Source organism: Acinetobacter sp. 243_ASPC (genome assembly GCF_001054715.1).
Lineage (GTDB): Bacteria > Pseudomonadota > Gammaproteobacteria > Pseudomonadales > Moraxellaceae > Acinetobacter > Acinetobacter soli.
The window spans coordinates 1-15,980 of record NZ_JVOR01000130.1 but is presented as its reverse complement, the minus strand read 5'-3'; the positions used below and the strand labels follow the sequence as shown (position 1 = coordinate 15,980).

Annotated in this window: 18 protein-coding genes and 1 pseudogene; 18 read left to right on the top strand and 1 reads right to left on the bottom strand. The window is 41.1% G+C overall.

The features are described from left to right. The 18 genes and pseudogenes from ADA42_RS16520 to ADA42_RS16435 form a co-directional block, all read left to right on the top strand. Positions 1-417: pseudogene (locus tag ADA42_RS16520) on the top strand (hypothetical protein); the annotation flags it as partial. A 216-nt stretch (positions 418-633) separates the two neighbouring features. Then, on the top strand, positions 634-1,281 hold the full coding sequence (locus tag ADA42_RS16515; RefSeq protein ID WP_048766328.1) for a putative metallopeptidase: 648 nt from the start codon (positions 634-636) through the stop codon (positions 1,279-1,281). A 46-nt stretch (positions 1,282-1,327) separates the two neighbouring features. Beyond that, entirely contained in the window at positions 1,328-1,846 is a 519-nt protein-coding gene (locus ADA42_RS16510; protein ID WP_048766323.1) for a DUF2280 domain-containing protein, read from the top strand. After that, positions 1,830-3,164 carry a terminase large subunit domain-containing protein gene (locus ADA42_RS16505; protein ID WP_048766321.1) on the top strand — a complete coding sequence of 445 codons (1,335 nt, stop codon included), beginning with the start codon at positions 1,830-1,832 and terminating at the stop codon, positions 3,162-3,164. Before ADA42_RS16510 ends, ADA42_RS16505 begins: the two co-directional genes overlap by 17 nt. Beyond that, complete coding sequence (locus ADA42_RS16500; protein ID WP_048766319.1) at positions 3,164-5,407, top strand: portal protein; 2,244 nt, start codon at positions 3,164-3,166, stop codon at positions 5,405-5,407. The genes ADA42_RS16505 and ADA42_RS16500 overlap by 1 nt, the downstream gene beginning before the upstream one ends. Then, positions 5,391-6,191 carry a hypothetical protein gene (locus tag ADA42_RS16495; protein ID WP_048766317.1) on the top strand — a complete coding sequence of 267 codons (801 nt, stop codon included), beginning with the start codon at positions 5,391-5,393 and terminating at the stop codon, positions 6,189-6,191. The genes ADA42_RS16500 and ADA42_RS16495 overlap by 17 nt, the downstream gene beginning before the upstream one ends. 3 nt (positions 6,192-6,194) lie before the next feature. Continuing rightward, positions 6,195-7,427 carry a P22 phage major capsid protein family protein gene (locus ADA42_RS16490; RefSeq protein WP_048766316.1) on the top strand — a complete coding sequence of 411 codons (1,233 nt, stop codon included), beginning with the start codon at positions 6,195-6,197 and terminating at the stop codon, positions 7,425-7,427. A gap of 64 nt (positions 7,428-7,491) precedes the next feature. Continuing rightward, complete coding sequence (locus ADA42_RS16485; protein ID WP_048766314.1) at positions 7,492-8,025, top strand: hypothetical protein; 534 nt, start codon at positions 7,492-7,494, stop codon at positions 8,023-8,025. Then, on the top strand, positions 8,025-8,354 hold the full coding sequence (locus ADA42_RS16480; protein WP_048766311.1) for a DUF7681 family protein: 330 nt from the start codon (positions 8,025-8,027) through the stop codon (positions 8,352-8,354). The genes ADA42_RS16485 and ADA42_RS16480 overlap by 1 nt, the downstream gene beginning before the upstream one ends. Positions 8,355-8,363: 9 nt before the next feature. Next, positions 8,364-9,131, top strand: coding sequence for a hypothetical protein (locus tag ADA42_RS16475; protein WP_048766309.1), 768 nt, complete (start codon positions 8,364-8,366; stop codon positions 9,129-9,131). Beyond that, complete coding sequence (locus tag ADA42_RS16470; protein WP_048766307.1) at positions 9,115-10,515, top strand: packaged DNA stabilization protein; 1,401 nt, start codon at positions 9,115-9,117, stop codon at positions 10,513-10,515. The genes ADA42_RS16475 and ADA42_RS16470 overlap by 17 nt, the downstream gene beginning before the upstream one ends. Next, complete coding sequence (locus ADA42_RS16465; protein ID WP_048766306.1) at positions 10,515-10,901, top strand: hypothetical protein; 387 nt, start codon at positions 10,515-10,517, stop codon at positions 10,899-10,901. Before ADA42_RS16470 ends, ADA42_RS16465 begins: the two co-directional genes overlap by 1 nt. Continuing rightward, positions 10,894-11,223: a hypothetical protein gene (locus ADA42_RS16460; RefSeq protein WP_048766303.1), complete on the top strand. Its 330-nt coding sequence runs from the start codon at positions 10,894-10,896 to the stop codon at positions 11,221-11,223. Before ADA42_RS16465 ends, ADA42_RS16460 begins: the two co-directional genes overlap by 8 nt. Beyond that, positions 11,220-11,795, top strand: coding sequence for an aspartyl/asparaginyl beta-hydroxylase domain-containing protein (locus ADA42_RS16455; protein WP_048766301.1), 576 nt, complete (start codon positions 11,220-11,222; stop codon positions 11,793-11,795). Before ADA42_RS16460 ends, ADA42_RS16455 begins: the two co-directional genes overlap by 4 nt. Then, complete coding sequence (locus ADA42_RS16450) at positions 11,792-12,247, top strand: GNAT family N-acetyltransferase (protein ID WP_048766300.1); 456 nt, start codon at positions 11,792-11,794, stop codon at positions 12,245-12,247. The genes ADA42_RS16455 and ADA42_RS16450 overlap by 4 nt, the downstream gene beginning before the upstream one ends. Position 12,248: 1 nt before the next feature. Next, on the top strand, positions 12,249-12,914 hold the full coding sequence (locus ADA42_RS16445) for a hypothetical protein (protein WP_048766298.1): 666 nt from the start codon (positions 12,249-12,251) through the stop codon (positions 12,912-12,914). A gap of 2 nt (positions 12,915-12,916) precedes the next feature. Then, on the top strand, positions 12,917-14,209 hold the full coding sequence (locus ADA42_RS16440) for a hypothetical protein (protein WP_053086591.1): 1,293 nt from the start codon (positions 12,917-12,919) through the stop codon (positions 14,207-14,209). Positions 14,210-14,249: 40 nt separating this feature from the next. Further along, complete coding sequence (locus tag ADA42_RS16435) at positions 14,250-14,501, top strand: hypothetical protein (protein WP_048766296.1); 252 nt, start codon at positions 14,250-14,252, stop codon at positions 14,499-14,501. A gap of 64 nt (positions 14,502-14,565) precedes the next feature. Here ADA42_RS16435 and ADA42_RS18230 read toward each other — a convergent pair. After that, positions 14,566-15,926, bottom strand: a protein-coding gene (locus ADA42_RS18230; RefSeq protein WP_409360268.1) for an IS3 family transposase whose coding sequence is annotated in 2 segments (ribosomal slippage) — positions 14,566-15,431 and positions 15,431-15,926 — 1,362 coding nt in all. Because the reading frame shifts where the segments join, the coding sequence is not laid out codon by codon here. Positions 15,927-15,980 lie beyond the last annotated feature (54 nt).

Genomic DNA, 15,980 nt, shown 5'->3' with positions numbered 1-15,980 from the left:
TTGGCAGGAAAGATCCATAAGGAAATGATTAAGAAAAATTTTAAGCCAAACAACTGCCAAGGAGACTTAACCAATGTGGCCAAAGGAATAGCTGAAGTAGTTTTACGTGGTCGTTTATTTACCAAAGCTATGTGTAGCCATTGCCAAGGCTTAGGAAAACTTGAGTTGTTTAATGCTAAAGGCTATCCAGAAGGCGCGAAATTCTGTGATAAATGCGGAGGAACGGGCAAACGTCCGTATACATTGCATGAAAAAATAACGATCGCAAAACTTAAAGTTTCAAAGTCTGGCTACTCTGAACGCTATGAACCGTATGAGCTAATTGCAGAGGCATGCATCGAAAATTGGGAAAACAATATCCGTGACAGTATGGCAAGATCATTTCATTTTGAACCGAATGCCGTTGTTTTAGCTTGACACAAACAGAACACTTAAGTATAAGTGTTTCTAAAATGGGCGTTTTATTAATTAGATGCCCTTAAGATAGATTAAAGCTCGCATATGCGGGCTTTTTCTGTTTTTAAACCCCACTCGCTTAGGACGCTTTGCGAGTCAACTTGCCGAACGGATTACGGCTCATGAAACCCCGCTGACATACATGTTATTGGCGGGGTTTTGTTTTTATTTGGTGTGATTATGAATGAAATTGGATTGGTAATTCAGCAACGTCCATATCCACCAGAATGGATATTCTCGTTAGATACCCCGAACTTTGCACCAGCTCCAGAATTGTGGCGGTGGATCAAATCAATCTTTCTTAATCCAGAGCATAAATTGTTCAATCCTGACCATGCGCACTTGGGAGCATTTTACTACCCACAGATCGCCGTGATGTGGGCTAAAGGTGGATATAAGAAACAGGGGCGTTTTGTGGTTGGCACTGCTGAGAAAATAATGATTAATGCCAGCGGTTGGAAAAAAGAACGTCAAGAAGAACAGTTTTCTCATTGGTTTAATTGCATACCTGATTATCTTATCACTATAGATGCGACATACGCGCAGCAAGCCAATGATATAGATTTTTGTGCTTTGATTGAGCATGAGCTATATCACATCGCACACAAAAAGGATCAATGGGGCATTCCCTCATTTAACAGAGAAACAGGAAAGCCAAATCTGACCATTCAAGGCCACGATGTAGAAGAATTTACAGGCGTTGTTCGCCGTTATGGTGCAAATAAGGATGTTCAAGCAATGGTTGATGCAGCAAATAAACGTCCAGAAGTCGCAAAGGCAGATGTCTTTCACGCTTGTGGTACTTGCTATCTAAGGGTGGTTTAAATTTTTTTGCCATTTTACTTGGATGTACTTGGATGGAATGGTGAAAATGGCACGTATTACCAAAAAGGTGAAACTGTTCATCGTTAGGATGCTTGCTGAGTTTGAAACACCGACCCAAACATCCAAAACAGTTAAAGACATTTTTAAGGTCGATGTCACGCCACAACAATGTGAGGCCTACGATCCGACTAAAAGAACGGGGCAAGATTTAAGCCAAGAGTTGCGGGATAAATTCTTTGAATATCGACGGCAGGCTAATGAAGAGCTTGAAGCTATTCCAGTTGCAAATAAACGGTACCGGCTGCAAAAAATTCAAGATCTTATTGATGCTTATCCTGATAATCCAGTGCTCACACCAAAATGGCTTGAGTTGGCAGCAAAAGAAGTAGTTACGAGTAACAACTCAGATCCACAAACTAAGGCTTGTGTTGAGTTAGAGATAAAAAAATTAGAATTAGAAAAACTCAAACGAGAAGTCAATCCACCTGAAACAAGGCCTCCTGAGGAAGATTACAAAATCAGCCTGAATCCTGATGAGGAAATTCCAAATGAGCCAATTCTTTAATCCTCCTGATGGTGCTGTACAACTAACACCGAAACAAGCAAACATATATTTATGGGGATGGCAAAAAGAAGCCCGTTTTCGTGATGCTGTATGTGGTCGCCGATTTGGTAAAACCTTTTTAGCTAAAGCAGAAATGCGCCGTGCTGCAAGATTGGCCGCAAAATGGAATGTATCTGTTGAGGATGAAATTTGGTATGCAGCACCGACATTCAAGCAAGCCAAGCGCGTCTTTTGGAAACGATTAAAGCAAGCAATTCCTCCAGCATGGCGAGCTGGGAAGCCCAATGAGACCGAATGCTCGATCACTTTAAAAAGTGGTCATGTTATTCGTGTTGTAGGTTTAGACAACTATGACGATTTACGAGGTTCGGGCCTTTTTTTTCTCATTATTGATGAATGGGCTGATTGTAAGTGGGCTGCATGGGAAGAAGTGCTTCGCCCTATGCTTTCAACTTGCAAGTACATCGTAAATGGGGTCAAAAGAGTCGGTGGGCATGTTCTTAGGATCGGTACACCTAAGGGATATAACCATTGCTATGACACATGGAATGATGGGCAAGATGGACGAGAGCCTGATCATAAAAGTTGGTCATACACATCACTGCAGGGCGGTAATATTCCAGCCGAGGAAATTGCTGTTGCTCGACGCAAAATGGATCCTAAAACGTTTCGCCAAGAATATGAAGCGAGTTTTGAAAGTTATCAAGGTGTTGTTTATTACTGCTTCAACAGAAAGCTTAATGCATCACATGAAACTGTTGGTGAAAAGGATATTTTGCACATTGGTATGGATTTCAACGTAACGAAAATGTCGGCCGTTGTTTATGTTGATCGCAATCAAACTGAAATGCATGCAGTAGATGAGTTTCATAATCTATTTGATACGCCAGCAATGATTGATGCAATCAAGAAGAAATATAAGGGTTATGAGATTAGGGTCTACCCAGATGCATCTGGTGATAATCGTAAATCTAATAATGCTAGTCAGTCTGATATTTCATTACTTAAGCAGGCAGGGTTTAAGGTGTTTGTAAATCCAACCAATCCAGCAGTTAAGGATAGGGTAAATGCAACCAATGGCATGCTTTGCAATACATTAGGTGAGCGCCGTTTATTTGTGAACACAGCAAACTGCCCTCAGTTCACGACATGCTTAGAGCGTCAAATTTACAATGATCATGGTGAACCTGATAAATCAGGAGGCTATGACCATATGAATGATGCTGGAACATACCCAATCGCGTTTAGATTCCCAATTAAGCGACCAGTCGTTAAAGCTAAACCTTTATCGATACCACAACAATCAGGATGGCAATAATGTCTCAAGATAAAAAAAAGGATGATGATATCCTGGTCGAGATTAAAAAAAATCTCAAATATGCTGAAGAACAGTGGCAAGACAATTATCAGCGCGGCATTGAAGATAAAGAATTTGTAACTGTGAAGGGTGGGCAATGGGAGAAAGGCTCAATTGCAAAGCGTACCGCAGCTGGAAAACCAAGCTTTGAGATTAATTTGCTTCGTGCTTATTGTGGACAACAAATCAATACACAGCGTCAAAACCGTCCACAAGCAAAAGTTGTACCTGTGGACAATGGCGCAGATCCTGAGATTGCCAAATTAATTGAGGGGTTAATCAAAGACACAGAGGAATCATCCGATTTTGAATCTGTTGCAGATGTTGCAGCAGAAAACGCCGTATATTCTGGTATCGGTTTTATTCGCATCGTTACCGATTACGTGAGTGAGGATTCATTCAATCAAGAACCACGCTTCATGATGGTGACAAATCCACAGGCTGTATATATCGATCCGCAAAGTAAAACCTTCGATGGATCTGATATGAATTGGGCAATTGTTGGTGAGTGGATCGATAAAGATGTTGCTGAAAAGCAATATGGTAAAGATTTGTCCGATTTTGACATGGAGAACTACTCAAATTGGTGCAATGACTCAGAAAACTTAGTACGTATTGTTGAATACTTTAAGCGTGAAGAAGTCAGCGATAAGCTTTTACTGCTGGAAGATGGAACCACCGGACTAAAATCTAAATTGCTGTCTGAATTTGGTTTGACTGAGCAAGACTTGGATTTACTGGTTCAAAATGAAAGAGACACAACACGCACAGTCATCAAATGGTACAAGGTGTCGGGTAGTACGGTTTTGGATGAAACGGAGTTTCCTGGTAAATATATTCCGATCATACCAGTTTACGGTGGCGTAACTTTTGTTGAAGAAAAGCGCTACATCTTTTCATTGATTCACTTTGCAAAAGATTCACAGCGTTTGTATAACTTCTGGAAGTCTACTGAAGCGGAAGTATTGCAACAAACACAGAAATACCAGGATAAACCGGTTGCATCCGCTGAGGCTGTAAAAGGCTATGAGGATATGTGGAAGAATCCTGAGAAGTACGCCACATTGTTTTATAACCAAGTGTCTGAACACGGTGAGATTCAACAAGCGCCGTATCGAATGCAGGGGTCTACACCACCAGTAGCGGTTTTGAATGCTGCAGAGAGTTCAAAGCAATCTATTACCGATATTCTCAACATGCATGCACCAATCATGGGTGGAGATACACAGGAAGTCTCAGGTGTGGCAATCGGTATGCGTCAAAGGCAGTCTGAAACTGCACAGTTTCACTTACAGGACAATCTAAACAAGTCGATTCGTCACGGTGTACGAATTTTAATTGGGTTGTATCAGAATCTGTATACAGTACCAATGGTTCGCCGCATCATTGGTGTGGATGGTGAGGCAAAGACAGTGCAGCTCTTTGATAAGATAGCCGAGAATGTTTTGGCTGATGTAACGATTGGTCGGTATGACGTCCGTATGGATACAGGCCCATCATATAACACCCAGCGTGAGCAAAATTTCCAGATGATCATGCAACTGTTGCAAATGAATCCGCAGTTATTTGCCATCATTGGTGATATTTTGCTTCAAAACTCGCCGTTACTGAATGCAAAAGAAATTGCTGAACGTATCAAGAAAACCATGCCGCCTAATTTGTTGGGTGATGGTGATCAAATTAATCCTGAACAGGCGAAGGCGCAAATTCAGCAGATGGATCAGGTGATTCAAAAGATGACTGCTGATGTTGAAAAATTACAAAAGCTTGTGGATGACAAAGATCAAGATCGTCAACTTGAAATGGTTAAAACCCAGCTACAGGTTGAAAAAGATATTAAAGTTGCTCAAATCAATGCAGCTAGTCGCTCAGATGTGCAGGAATTACGAGGCATTATTGAGTTATTAAAGCAACGTATCGATATCACTAACGCGCCGCCTACATGGGTTCAGCAGGGTGAGGGTGTAGATAATTACGCACCAAGCCAAGACATTACGCAAATCCCGCAGTCAGAGCGGAATGATCCACCACCTGACACGATATCACCAGACATGCCAAACCCTCCTAGCGAGGGTTTTTTAATGTCTGAACCAACGGATCAACCAAACTTCGCTCCCGAATCTGATCAATTTGGGGAAAGCGTACAGATCAACAATGATGGCAATCCGCCAAATATGGAGCAGGGCAATGGATCCGAATTCTGAGACTCAAGACAACGTAGAAAACACCGCTACGGAAAATAATGGTGAAGCAGTCAAAGTTGTAGAACCCATTGATGGTGAAGGTCATCAGGAAAGTGGCGAAGGCGCTCAACCACAAGAAGGTGAACAGCCAAACCAAGAAGCTGAAAAGCCTAAAAAAAGTCGTGCACAAGAGCGGATTGAAAAAACAACTCGAGAAAATGCAGACTTAAAACGCCGTTTAGCGGAGTATGAAGCCAAGCAAAATACGCCAAAGGCCAACGATAAACCAAAGATCGAAGAGTTTGAGACTTACGAGGAGTTTCAGGAAAAACTTGGAGAATGGCAGGTCGAAGAGGCTATGCGCCGTTTGGAGGAAAAACAAGGCAAAAAACAGGCTGAACAAACGCAAAGTCAAAAACAAGCTGAGTTTCAGGGAGCTATTGATAGCTTCGCTGAAACAGCATCTGATTTTGATGAAGTGGTCACTGCTGGAATTAATCGCGGACTTCCAATGCCAATTACGCTTGATGAAGTTGCAGCCGAATTTGGGTATGACGCAAATATTCAGGTTCGATTGTTGTATGAGCTGGCTAAAGATGAAGAATTTCATGAATTGGTTTCTGGATCTTCAAAACTTAAAGCTGCTCGCCTATTAAGTGAACGTGCTGATTCTTTTGCTAAGAAAGAAACTCCAAAAATCCCCAATGCTCCAAAACCAATTAATCCAACCAAAGGAAATGCTCCACTTAAACGTGATCCTGAAAGCATGTCCGATAAAGAATTTTTAAAATCCAGAGGATTGTAATTTATGCCAAATAAAGTATTGACGCATTCAATGATTGCGCGTGAAGCAGCTGCAATGCTGTTAGAAAAGTCTGTATTTATTCGCTCAGTCAGTCGTGACCGTGAACAAGATGTTCGCAAGGAAGTGGATGGATATAAAAAGGGTGGCAAGGTAACAATTCGTGTACCACCTGTACCAGTCGTGACGGATGGTAATGTCATCAATCAGGATGACCAGAACATTAACGCTCAAGAGCAAGAAGTTGTGCTTAAGGTGGATACGCATAAACACGTTGCTCTACAATTTGGCGTTTATGAGCGCGAGCTTGAATTGTCTGATTATAAAGAGCGTTTTTTAAAACCAGCTGTCAATTCATTGGCTTCTGTGGTGGATGCAGATATTCTTAAAAAAGCCATCATTACTGTGAATAATTTCACCTTATATGGAGCAAACGAAAAACATCCACTGGCGCCGTTTGGTCGTATTCGTTCTGCAATGAACCGTGCACTTTCGCCCGATTCTGATCGTAAAGTAATCACATCTAGTGATTTGCAGAATGACATTGTTGATAATAGTGGTACGTTGTTTAACCCTAATACTGAAATTGCTAAGCAGTACAAAGAGGGTTATGTTGGTCGGGCGCGTGGCTTTGATTTCTTTGAATCTGAGCATATTTGGTCGCTAACCAATGCCAAGACATCTGGTATTACCACTAATGCAGCAGCTCAGACTGGTGGAACTTTAGCGGTTAAAGGTTTAGCAAATGGTGATGTGATTGAAGCTGGTCAGGTTTTTGAGATTCCTGGTGTCTACATGATTCATCCGCTTACGCGCCAAAAAACAGCACATTTAATGCAATTTACAGTGCTTGAAAAGGTAATTGCTGGTGGTGCAACTGCAACACTTAAGATTTATCCTGAAATTATCCCAAACTTGGATGCGAATGGTAAGCGCGTTGCTAATGCAACAGTCGATAAAACAGCGGCTGATTCAGCTGTATTAGTGTTTGTTGGCAATGAAGGTGATTTGATCGAACAAGCTTTAGCTTTTGATCCACATGCATTTGCTGCTGCATTTGTACCTATTGGCGTGATTCCAAATGCTGAAGGTTACATGTTTAAATCTGATTCTTTTGCATTGACTGTTCAGACTGGTGGTGATATTCAAACACTAACCACTGATACTCGTCTCGATGTGCTCTATGGATTCACCACAGTGCGTGGCAATCATGCAGGCCGCGTCGGAATGAAGCGTTAATTAAGAAACCCATGACAACACATGCCCCTTAATTGGGGTGTTGTCATTTCTGGAGTAATGAAAAGTGGATTATCCAAAAATGCTCTATAAGGGCAACACAAAGCATTATCAGCACATCTTGGCAGATGATCAGGACCACGAGTCTGATTTAAAAGATCAGGGTTATGTTGATTTTGCTGATTTGGAAAAGTGGACGGGCCTTGCTTCTGAAGTAGTTGGCTCAGCAAGTAAAGGTGAACTACCAGTTGATCCAAAGCTTGATGAATTAAGCAAAAAGGTTGTTGATTTAGAACTTCAACTCAACGTCGCTCAAACTGAACGTGATGAGAATATCGCAGAAGTTGAACGGCTAAATGCAATCATTGAGCGCGGTTCCAAGGAAAACATTGAACTTCGTAAGCGTATTGAAGAACAGGCTTCTGTCGCTCAAACTGAACGTGATGAGAATATCGTAGAAGTTGAACGGCTAAATGTAATCATTGAGCGCGGTTCTAAGGAAAATATTGAGCTTCGTAAGCAGCTTGATGAATTTACATCTCAAGTTGGGCAAGCTGTTGATGCAAAACCTAAAAACCCCAAACCAAAGGTAGAGCAATAATGGAAAATCAACATCGCAAAATTACTGGTTATCGCGACCTTAGTGCAGAAGAAGTTGCACTAATGAATGAAATTAAAGAGCTTGGCCCTCAAATCGAAGCAACGATTATTAAGGTTCAGCAGCATGTGAACAAACAGCGCATGAAAGCGCTATATGGACAAGAAGATTTCAAACCTTTACCGAAGACAGCGGTGGATCCTTTAGACCCTGAAACATTAAAACGCTTGGAAGATGCTACCCCAGAGCGTTTTGCGGCAATGGCTAAAACCGAATTCCAAACAGGTCTTATGTACTTAGTCCGAGCTGTTGCACAACCAACATCCTTTTAAGGAACAACTATGAAAATCAGCAAGATCATTGAAGGCGCATTAAAACAACTCGGTGTATTAGCAGCAGGTGAAAATGCACGTGCAGATGAGCTTGCTGACGCCGTTGATTGTTTACACCAATTATTATCACAGTGGGCCACCGATAAGTTTTATGTGTACAAATCCAATATTTTGATTTTAAAACTTAATGGATCTGGCACATACCGTATCGCGCCTAAAAGTCACAGTGAAAACTTTTGCTGTGACTACGAAATTTCAGATTGTGTAGCATGTAATTCAGCCGAATTTAATAGCGAGGAATGCACATGCGGATTGCACCAACCCCCGCTTAAAATCGATTTCAAAGCGGACATTCAGTCTATATCAACGGTAGCTTGGCTAGATGGCTGTCAGATTGATCTGATTCGGGATAAAAATGACACTCGATTGCGACCAGTGTACGCTCCAGTGATTTATCGGCAAGATGTGTGCGATTGGGTTTTTGAAGTGTGTGATCGTGGTGCAAAAGAGCTAAAGATCAAAGTTTTCACCTTTCCTGAAGCTTTTGATTGCTCTGATGAGTTATTGCTTCCTAAGCACTATGAACGTGCTTTACGTTTAAGTTTGGCGCTGGAAATAGCTCCGATGTTTGGCACATCTGCAAGCCCTGAATTAATCAAAAATTTAGACAATGCCATGCGGTTGTTAAATAAAAGCAATGTCACTCCGATTTATGCAAATGATTCGAATAATGAAATTGGTATAGGTGTAGGAGCTTGTTATGGGTGGCGTCATTGATATTCCGATCGTTGGCCAGTCATATCACTTGAAAGACTGGTCAATTGATTGCCAGCGTACAGTGAATTTGTATCCTCAGATTGTTGAAAGTGGTAATACGCCACAAGTTTCAGCTTTACTTTGCACACCCGGACTATTCAAGCGTTTTGAACTTAATGGCAAGATCAGAGGACTTTATACATGTGCAAATAAGTTATTTGTGGTTGCTGGCTCAAAGTTGTATCAAATCGATAAGAATGATACGGTTTCCGAAATTGGTGAAATAACAGGTAGTGACTTTGTTAGTTGTGCAGATAATTCTTTGCAACTGATGATCGCTGGTGATTCACTTTATTCCTATTCGCTGGAAAAGGGCACTTTAACCAAAATTAAGGGTGAAGAATATTTTGGTGCAAGTGATATCACTTATCTGGATTCACGCTTTATCTGGACAGTACCAAACAGTGGTCGTGTGCAATGGTCGCAACTATTGAGTCAGAAAACTGATGCTTTGAGCTATGCGACTGCTGAGGCGAAATCAGACAACATTGTGCGTACTGTGGCCAATAATGGTCAGCTTTGGCTAATAGGCGAAAAAACCACTGAGATATGGAACAGTACTGGTTCACCAGATTTGCCCTTTCAACGAATGTCTGGCGCCTACATTCCAACTGGTTGTGTGGCTAAAAACTCGGTATGTCAATTCGGTGGTGCATTAATCTGGCTTAGTCAAACCGATCATGGTCAAGCACAGATTGTGATGACTCAAGGCTATCAAACGTCACGTATCTCGAATCACGCTATTGAAACTGAGATTGCAAATTACACCAAGATTGAAGATGCGTATTCATTTGCCTATCAGCAAGATGGACATGCTTTTTTATTGATGACATTCCCAACAGCTAAAAAGACTTGGTGTTATGACGCGATTACGCAAATGTGGCATGAACGCAGTTGGTATAACAATGAAACTTTTACTGGAGAGCATCACCGGGCAAACACTCATTGCTTCTTTAATGGTGAGCATCTAGTCGGTGATCGAGAGAGCGGTTTGATTTATCGTTTATGCGGAAATACCAAAACCGACAATGGCGTGATGATTCTACGCGAGCGAACAACACCTGTCATTAATCCACATAGTCAGCGACTTATTTTTGATGAGTTGGAATTAAAATTACAGGTTGGCCAAGATCAAAATACAAAACCATTGGTTATGCTGGATTGGTCCAATGATGGTGGAAGAACATGGTCCACGACATTTGAGCAGGATCTAGGAGCAATCGGTGGATATGATAAGCGTGTTATTTTTCGCCGTCTCGGACAGTCGTTCAATCGAGTTTTTCGGCTGAGGATGTCGGATGCTGCAAATCTGGTGATTTTGGGTGCCAAAGCGAGGATCCGATAATGATTGTGCCTGACTCAACTCAAGTGCCGCTATATGAGCCAATTTACTCAAATGGCGTGATATCCCAGGTATGGGTAATGTTCTTTCAAAAGTTGGCAAAACTGGCAAATAACACGGATGCCAACGGTGACATACTGGAGCTTATTCAGCTTGCCAATCAACTTCCGACTAATGCTCATTTAGCACAACAAGGCTTTGATATAGCTGAAATGCAAAACGTGTTTACAACCGTTCCCATACATCAAAGCCATATTGAAGAAATGCCGCCAGTTTTGGCGGTTTTTTTATGTGACCAAGAAATCATGCCTTTATGTGCAATACCAATGAGTGTTGAGCCTGTTTTACCCGTGGTCACACTTCCATCCAGTGAGATTATTCATGATTAAGTATAAAAACCCATTCAAGCCACAGACTTTAATCGCTGGCAATGTGTTGGCTTATCAGGTGCCAGAAAGCACAGTATCACAAGTACGAGCATGTACCTTTCATAATAAATCTGAGGCCAACGTGGTGATTGAGATCTATCTAGTACCCGCCAATGTTGAGGCTGTAGATTTGGCTCAGCGCTTAGTACGAAAAACCTTAAGTCAAAACGAGTCTTATCTTTGTCCTGAAGTCATCAATCATGCGCTTGAAGCAGGGTGCAAGGTTTATTTCACTGGTACTGGTGTTAATGCAATGTTGTCAGTAATGGAGCAGGCGGTATGATGAATTTTCAACTTTTACCTGGTATAGATCCAACCAAGCTTCTAATGCAGATTAAGCAAAATCCTGATCTATGGAAAGAAGACACGTTTTTACGTGATTACCCGCAGGGGCCGTTTGGTGAAATTGAATCAATCATGCTTCGTTTTCCCGAAAAACGCGTGTTTGAGCAAGAGGAAGAGCTTGAAAAATACAAGCGTGGAGAATCTTTTTTTGACCAGCACGAAAGCATTGATTATCCAGCATATCAGGTTTTAACAGAAGCTCGGCCATTGGTTATGGCACTTATGGGATATGTACAAGGTGAGCGCCTTGGGCGAGTCATGATCAATAAAATTGTGCCAGGTGGCAAAATATATCCTCATGCTGATACACCTGAACATACTGATTATTACACACGATTCCATATCGTTTTACAGTCGGGTGCGGGTTGTTATATTCGTGCTGGAGATGAGCAGCTTGAAATGCGTGGTGGTGAAGTGTTTTGGTTTAATAACAAGCTCGAACACGAAGTGGTAAACAACTCAAATACAGAGCGACTTTCAATGGTGATTGATATCAAGGTGAAAGCATGATTACCACGCATACTGAAAGCTTTGAGCAGAATCTTGGTAATTTAAAGCCATTACTGCCAATTCATTATCAAGAGTTGGCGCTCAACCAAGATAAGGTGCCACTTTCTCCGCAATTTGATAAATATGTTGATGCTGAACGCCGTGGTGAATTGATTTTTATCACGTTGCGTAAGTCAGGTGAAATGGTCGGTTATTTTATTGGCTTTATTGCGCCAGGGCTACATTACTCAACATGCCTAACTTGTCAAATGGATATTTTTTATGTACTGCCTGAGCACCGAGGAAGTGGGGCAGGATTTCAATTATTTAAATATGTCGAACAACAGTTAAAACAGCGCAAGGTACAGCGCATGTTTGTTGGGTCGAAGCTACATAAAGATGCTTCATGGTTGTTTGAAAAATTGGGTTATATGCCAGTCGAAACCTATTACTCGGCTTGGTTGGGAGATTAAGATGGTAGCAGCAGCAATGGTCGGTGCGGCAGCAATTGGTGCTGCTGGAACCGCATATTCAAGTAGCCAATCAAAGAAGGCTGCAAAACAGCAGTCACAAGCAGCTTCGGATGCTGCTGGAATGCAACTTGAGCAATATAATCAAACACGTGATGATTTGATGCCATATACCGAGGCTGGTAAGTACGGCTTAGATCAATTGTTGGCTGGATATAAAGATGGCTCTCTTACAAAGCCATTCAGCCTTACAGACTACCAGCAAGATCCGGGTTATCAGTTCCGCCTACAGAATGGAATGAATGGCATTCAAAGTTCAGCTGCTGCTGGTGGGGGGTTGTTAAGTGGTGCAACGCTCAAGGCATTGAATGCTTATAACAGTGATATGGCATCGCAAGAATACAATAATGCATACACCCGTTTTAATAATGATCAGCAAAACCGTTATGCCCGTTTAAAAGATCTGGCAAATATGGGGCAAAACTCGGCTGTACAAACTGGAACCATGGGGCAAAGCGCTGTAGGTGCTGCGGGTGCCAATTTAACCAGTGGGGCAAATGCAGCAGCAGCTGGAACGGTGGCAAGTGCAAACAATTGGAATAATTACGCGAATCAACTTGGCTCTATGGCCACCATGTACGCAATGAACAAAAATAGTGGAGTAATTTAACCATGGCTATTGATCCTAGTATCCCTTTACAGACTCAAAGCTTTGATATGCTTGGCATGTTAGGGCGTGGGTCACAATTGGCACAGTTCTATGCACAACAAAAAACCGATGGTGAGCTCAATCGCATTTATAAAGAGTCTGAGGGAAATTTAAGCAAGATGCTTGATTTGGGTAAACAATCCAAGCTTTCGCGTTTCGTTGTGCCTCAGATTCAGTCACAAATCGCAGCTCAGAACAAGCTTTATACTGATCAACTTAAATCCGAAGCCGATATTGCTAAAACTTCAAGTGAGGCATTTAAGAACAATCAGCAAGGTCAAGGTTATGGCGTTGATAATGCACAAAAGAAATTAGGTGCAATTAATCAGGCGATTACCTCAGGGGCAATGACAGGTGATAAATCTCAAATTTTGTTGGGTTTGGATGGTTTGCGCCGTGTAGGTATGTTAAGCGATGCTGATTATTCAAACTACTTTGATAAATTGAGAGCAATGAATAGTCCTGATGAAATCAAACAATGGGCAACAGGATTAGCATTGGCAGGCTCTAAGGATCCAGCATCATACTTAATGCAAACAGCGAACAATGTTGCTGATAACCAAACATCAACTAGCAATAATATTCGCTCAACCAATGCTTCAATTTACTCAACTGATGTTGGTGCACAAACTGCTGATAAGAACCGATCACAGCAAGAGTCGCAGTTTCAACAAAATTACACACTCAATCAACAAAAACAGTTTTTTGAGCAAAACAAACCAATTGGATTTGAAACTGGTAATGATGGCTATCGTTATGCAATTTATCCGAATGGTAAGGGTGTTCGTGTGTTGGGTGAGGACGGCCAGCCAATTAAGATGCAGGCTGCAAATAATTCAGCACAAACGGCTCAAAAGGAAGAAACTCAACGCTTACAACGAGTAGATACCATTCTTCCTGAGATTGAAAAAATTCTACCTAAGGCGACAAATAGTTATTTAGGTACTGGACTGGACGTGCTGGGTAATGCTGTAGGTGTTTCAACGCAAGGGGCACAGGCAACAGCACAGCTTAAAACACTTTCGGGTCAGTTGGTTTCTTTAATGCCCAAAATGTCTGGCCCGCAGTCAGATAAAGATGTTGCCATGTATAAAGAGATGGCTGGTAATTTGTCTGATCCAACGGTCCCAGTACAAACCCGATTAGCCGCACTACAAACCATTCGAGAATTAAACGAAAAGTATAAATCACAGAATCAGGCGAATAATCAAAATAGCCAGGTTCCATCGGTGAATTCTTACTCGTTTATGCCTTAAATTCTTGTTATATTCCTCTTAAATTATTAAGGGGAATATCATGAAATCAATAACATTCATACTTCTAACCATTGTATTATCAGGTTGCTCAAAACCAAACAGCAAACCAACTTTCGGTGAAACAGGTCTGCCTAAAAATTGCAGAGCAATTATTCAAACTAATATTAATGAGTATAGAAAAATAAGATCAAGTGGCGAAAACTATGAAATTCAAATGGCTGATATTGATGGGGTTTTAGATTCAATTGAAAGAAATTGCGGGGAAAATGGATATTCCTGGGATTACAAGTAAAAACCAATACCACGATAAACAAAAACCACCTTCGTGAACTGACCCCATAAAGTTGGACAGTTTTTCAGGCGGTTAAACAGGATTGAGTTCTGTATTCAACTGGACTCAATCCACCCAATTTCATCTTAATTCGTTCGTTATTGTAGTAATAAATATATTCATCAATACTACATTTTAACTGGTCAATATTGTCAAACTGCTGCAAATAAAATAGTTCAGATTTTAATAATCCGAAGAAGTTTTCTATTACAGCATTATCTAAGCAATTGCCTTTGCGCGACATGCTTTGTTCTATGCCAGTTTGTTTAAGTCTGTTTTGATAGCTCCTCATTTGATATTGCCAACCTTGATCAGAATGCAGTATCGGTGAGTCTTTTGAACCCAATCTCATACAAGCCATATCAACCATTTTTGCTATCATTTTCTGGTTAGGTATTTCAGTGGATTGCCATGCAATCACTTCACCATTAAACAAATCCAATATCGGGGAAAGATATAACTTTTTGCCATGAACATTAAATTCAGTAACATCCGTGACCCATTTTTGATTGGGTTTGGTAGCGTTAAATTTTCTATCAAGCAAGTTGGGCGCTGTTTTCCCATAAGCACCTTTATATGATTGATATTTCTTGCATCTAATTAATGCTGTTAGCTTCAATTGCCGCATTAATCGTTGTACGGTTTTGTGGTTAATAGCGTAACCATAACGCTTTAACTGGCAGGTAATTCTACGATAGCCATAACGTCCTTTATGGTGTTGGTAGATCATCTGAATATGTTGTTTTATTTGCTCGTATTTATCGGGCCTTTGTAACGCCTTGCTCCAGTAATAAAAAGTGCTGCGAGCTAATTTCATGATGCTCAGCAGACTATCTAGACGATATTGTTGCCTTAATTCAACGATGATTAGCGTTTTTTGCTGTTGGGTGACTGTTGCTGAATCAAGGCATGCAACTTTTTTAAACAGGCATTCTCAGCACGTAAATAATCTAACTCACGTTGCATTTCTTCAGGACTGAGAGTTGAGGAGCTTTTATTAGTAGGTAGTGACTTTGTTATTGTTAGCTTCATTGCAAATGGTCTCCCTCTTTTTTTGGGTATTAGGGCTTGCAAACCACCTTCATCATAACATCGCTCCCATAAACTGACAGAAGATACAGCATGGATATTAAAATGCGCAGCAGTTTCACGCATAGATAAACCATGTTCGCGCATATATAAAATCACAGATTCTTTAAATTCTGGCGTGAAATTTACTTGTGGTGATTCTAATCCTGAAACACCGTACTTTTTATATGCAGCAACCCAAACGCGAACAGCAGAATGGTTTGTCCCAAACCTTTTGGCTGTAGCTTTTTGTCCTCCCTGTCCAGATAGAAAATATTCTACGACAGAGAGTTTAAATTCTAACGTATACCGTCCCATGTGAATGCACCTCATCAGTTGGAGTTTTATGTCCAATTTTTGGGGTGCAGTTCA

Excerpts from the sequence above, each read along its gene's own strand:
- ADA42_RS16445 (WP_048766298.1), top strand. The coding sequence starts at position 12,249 with ATGGTAGCAGCAGCAATGGTCGGTGCGGCAGCAATTGGTGCTGCTGGA.
- ADA42_RS16450 (WP_048766300.1), top strand. The coding sequence starts at position 11,792 with ATGATTACCACGCATACTGAAAGCTTTGAGCAGAATCTTGGTAATTTA.
- ADA42_RS16440 (WP_053086591.1), top strand. The coding sequence starts at position 12,917 with ATGGCTATTGATCCTAGTATCCCTTTACAGACTCAAAGCTTTGATATG.
- ADA42_RS16510 (WP_048766323.1), top strand. The coding sequence starts at position 1,328 with ATGGCACGTATTACCAAAAAGGTGAAACTGTTCATCGTTAGGATGCTT.
- ADA42_RS16490 (WP_048766316.1), top strand. The coding sequence starts at position 6,195 with ATGCCAAATAAAGTATTGACGCATTCAATGATTGCGCGTGAAGCAGCT.
- ADA42_RS16480 (WP_048766311.1), top strand. The coding sequence starts at position 8,025 with ATGGAAAATCAACATCGCAAAATTACTGGTTATCGCGACCTTAGTGCA.
- ADA42_RS16465 (WP_048766306.1), top strand. The coding sequence starts at position 10,515 with ATGATTGTGCCTGACTCAACTCAAGTGCCGCTATATGAGCCAATTTAC.
- ADA42_RS16505 (WP_048766321.1), top strand. The coding sequence starts at position 1,830 with ATGAGCCAATTCTTTAATCCTCCTGATGGTGCTGTACAACTAACACCG.
- ADA42_RS16495 (WP_048766317.1), top strand. The coding sequence starts at position 5,391 with ATGGATCCGAATTCTGAGACTCAAGACAACGTAGAAAACACCGCTACG.
- ADA42_RS16500 (WP_048766319.1), top strand. The coding sequence starts at position 3,164 with ATGTCTCAAGATAAAAAAAAGGATGATGATATCCTGGTCGAGATTAAA.
- ADA42_RS16475 (WP_048766309.1), top strand. The coding sequence starts at position 8,364 with ATGAAAATCAGCAAGATCATTGAAGGCGCATTAAAACAACTCGGTGTA.
- ADA42_RS16455 (WP_048766301.1), top strand. The coding sequence starts at position 11,220 with ATGATGAATTTTCAACTTTTACCTGGTATAGATCCAACCAAGCTTCTA.
- ADA42_RS16435 (WP_048766296.1), top strand. The coding sequence starts at position 14,250 with ATGAAATCAATAACATTCATACTTCTAACCATTGTATTATCAGGTTGC.
- ADA42_RS16460 (WP_048766303.1), top strand. The coding sequence starts at position 10,894 with ATGATTAAGTATAAAAACCCATTCAAGCCACAGACTTTAATCGCTGGC.
- ADA42_RS16470 (WP_048766307.1), top strand. The coding sequence starts at position 9,115 with ATGGGTGGCGTCATTGATATTCCGATCGTTGGCCAGTCATATCACTTG.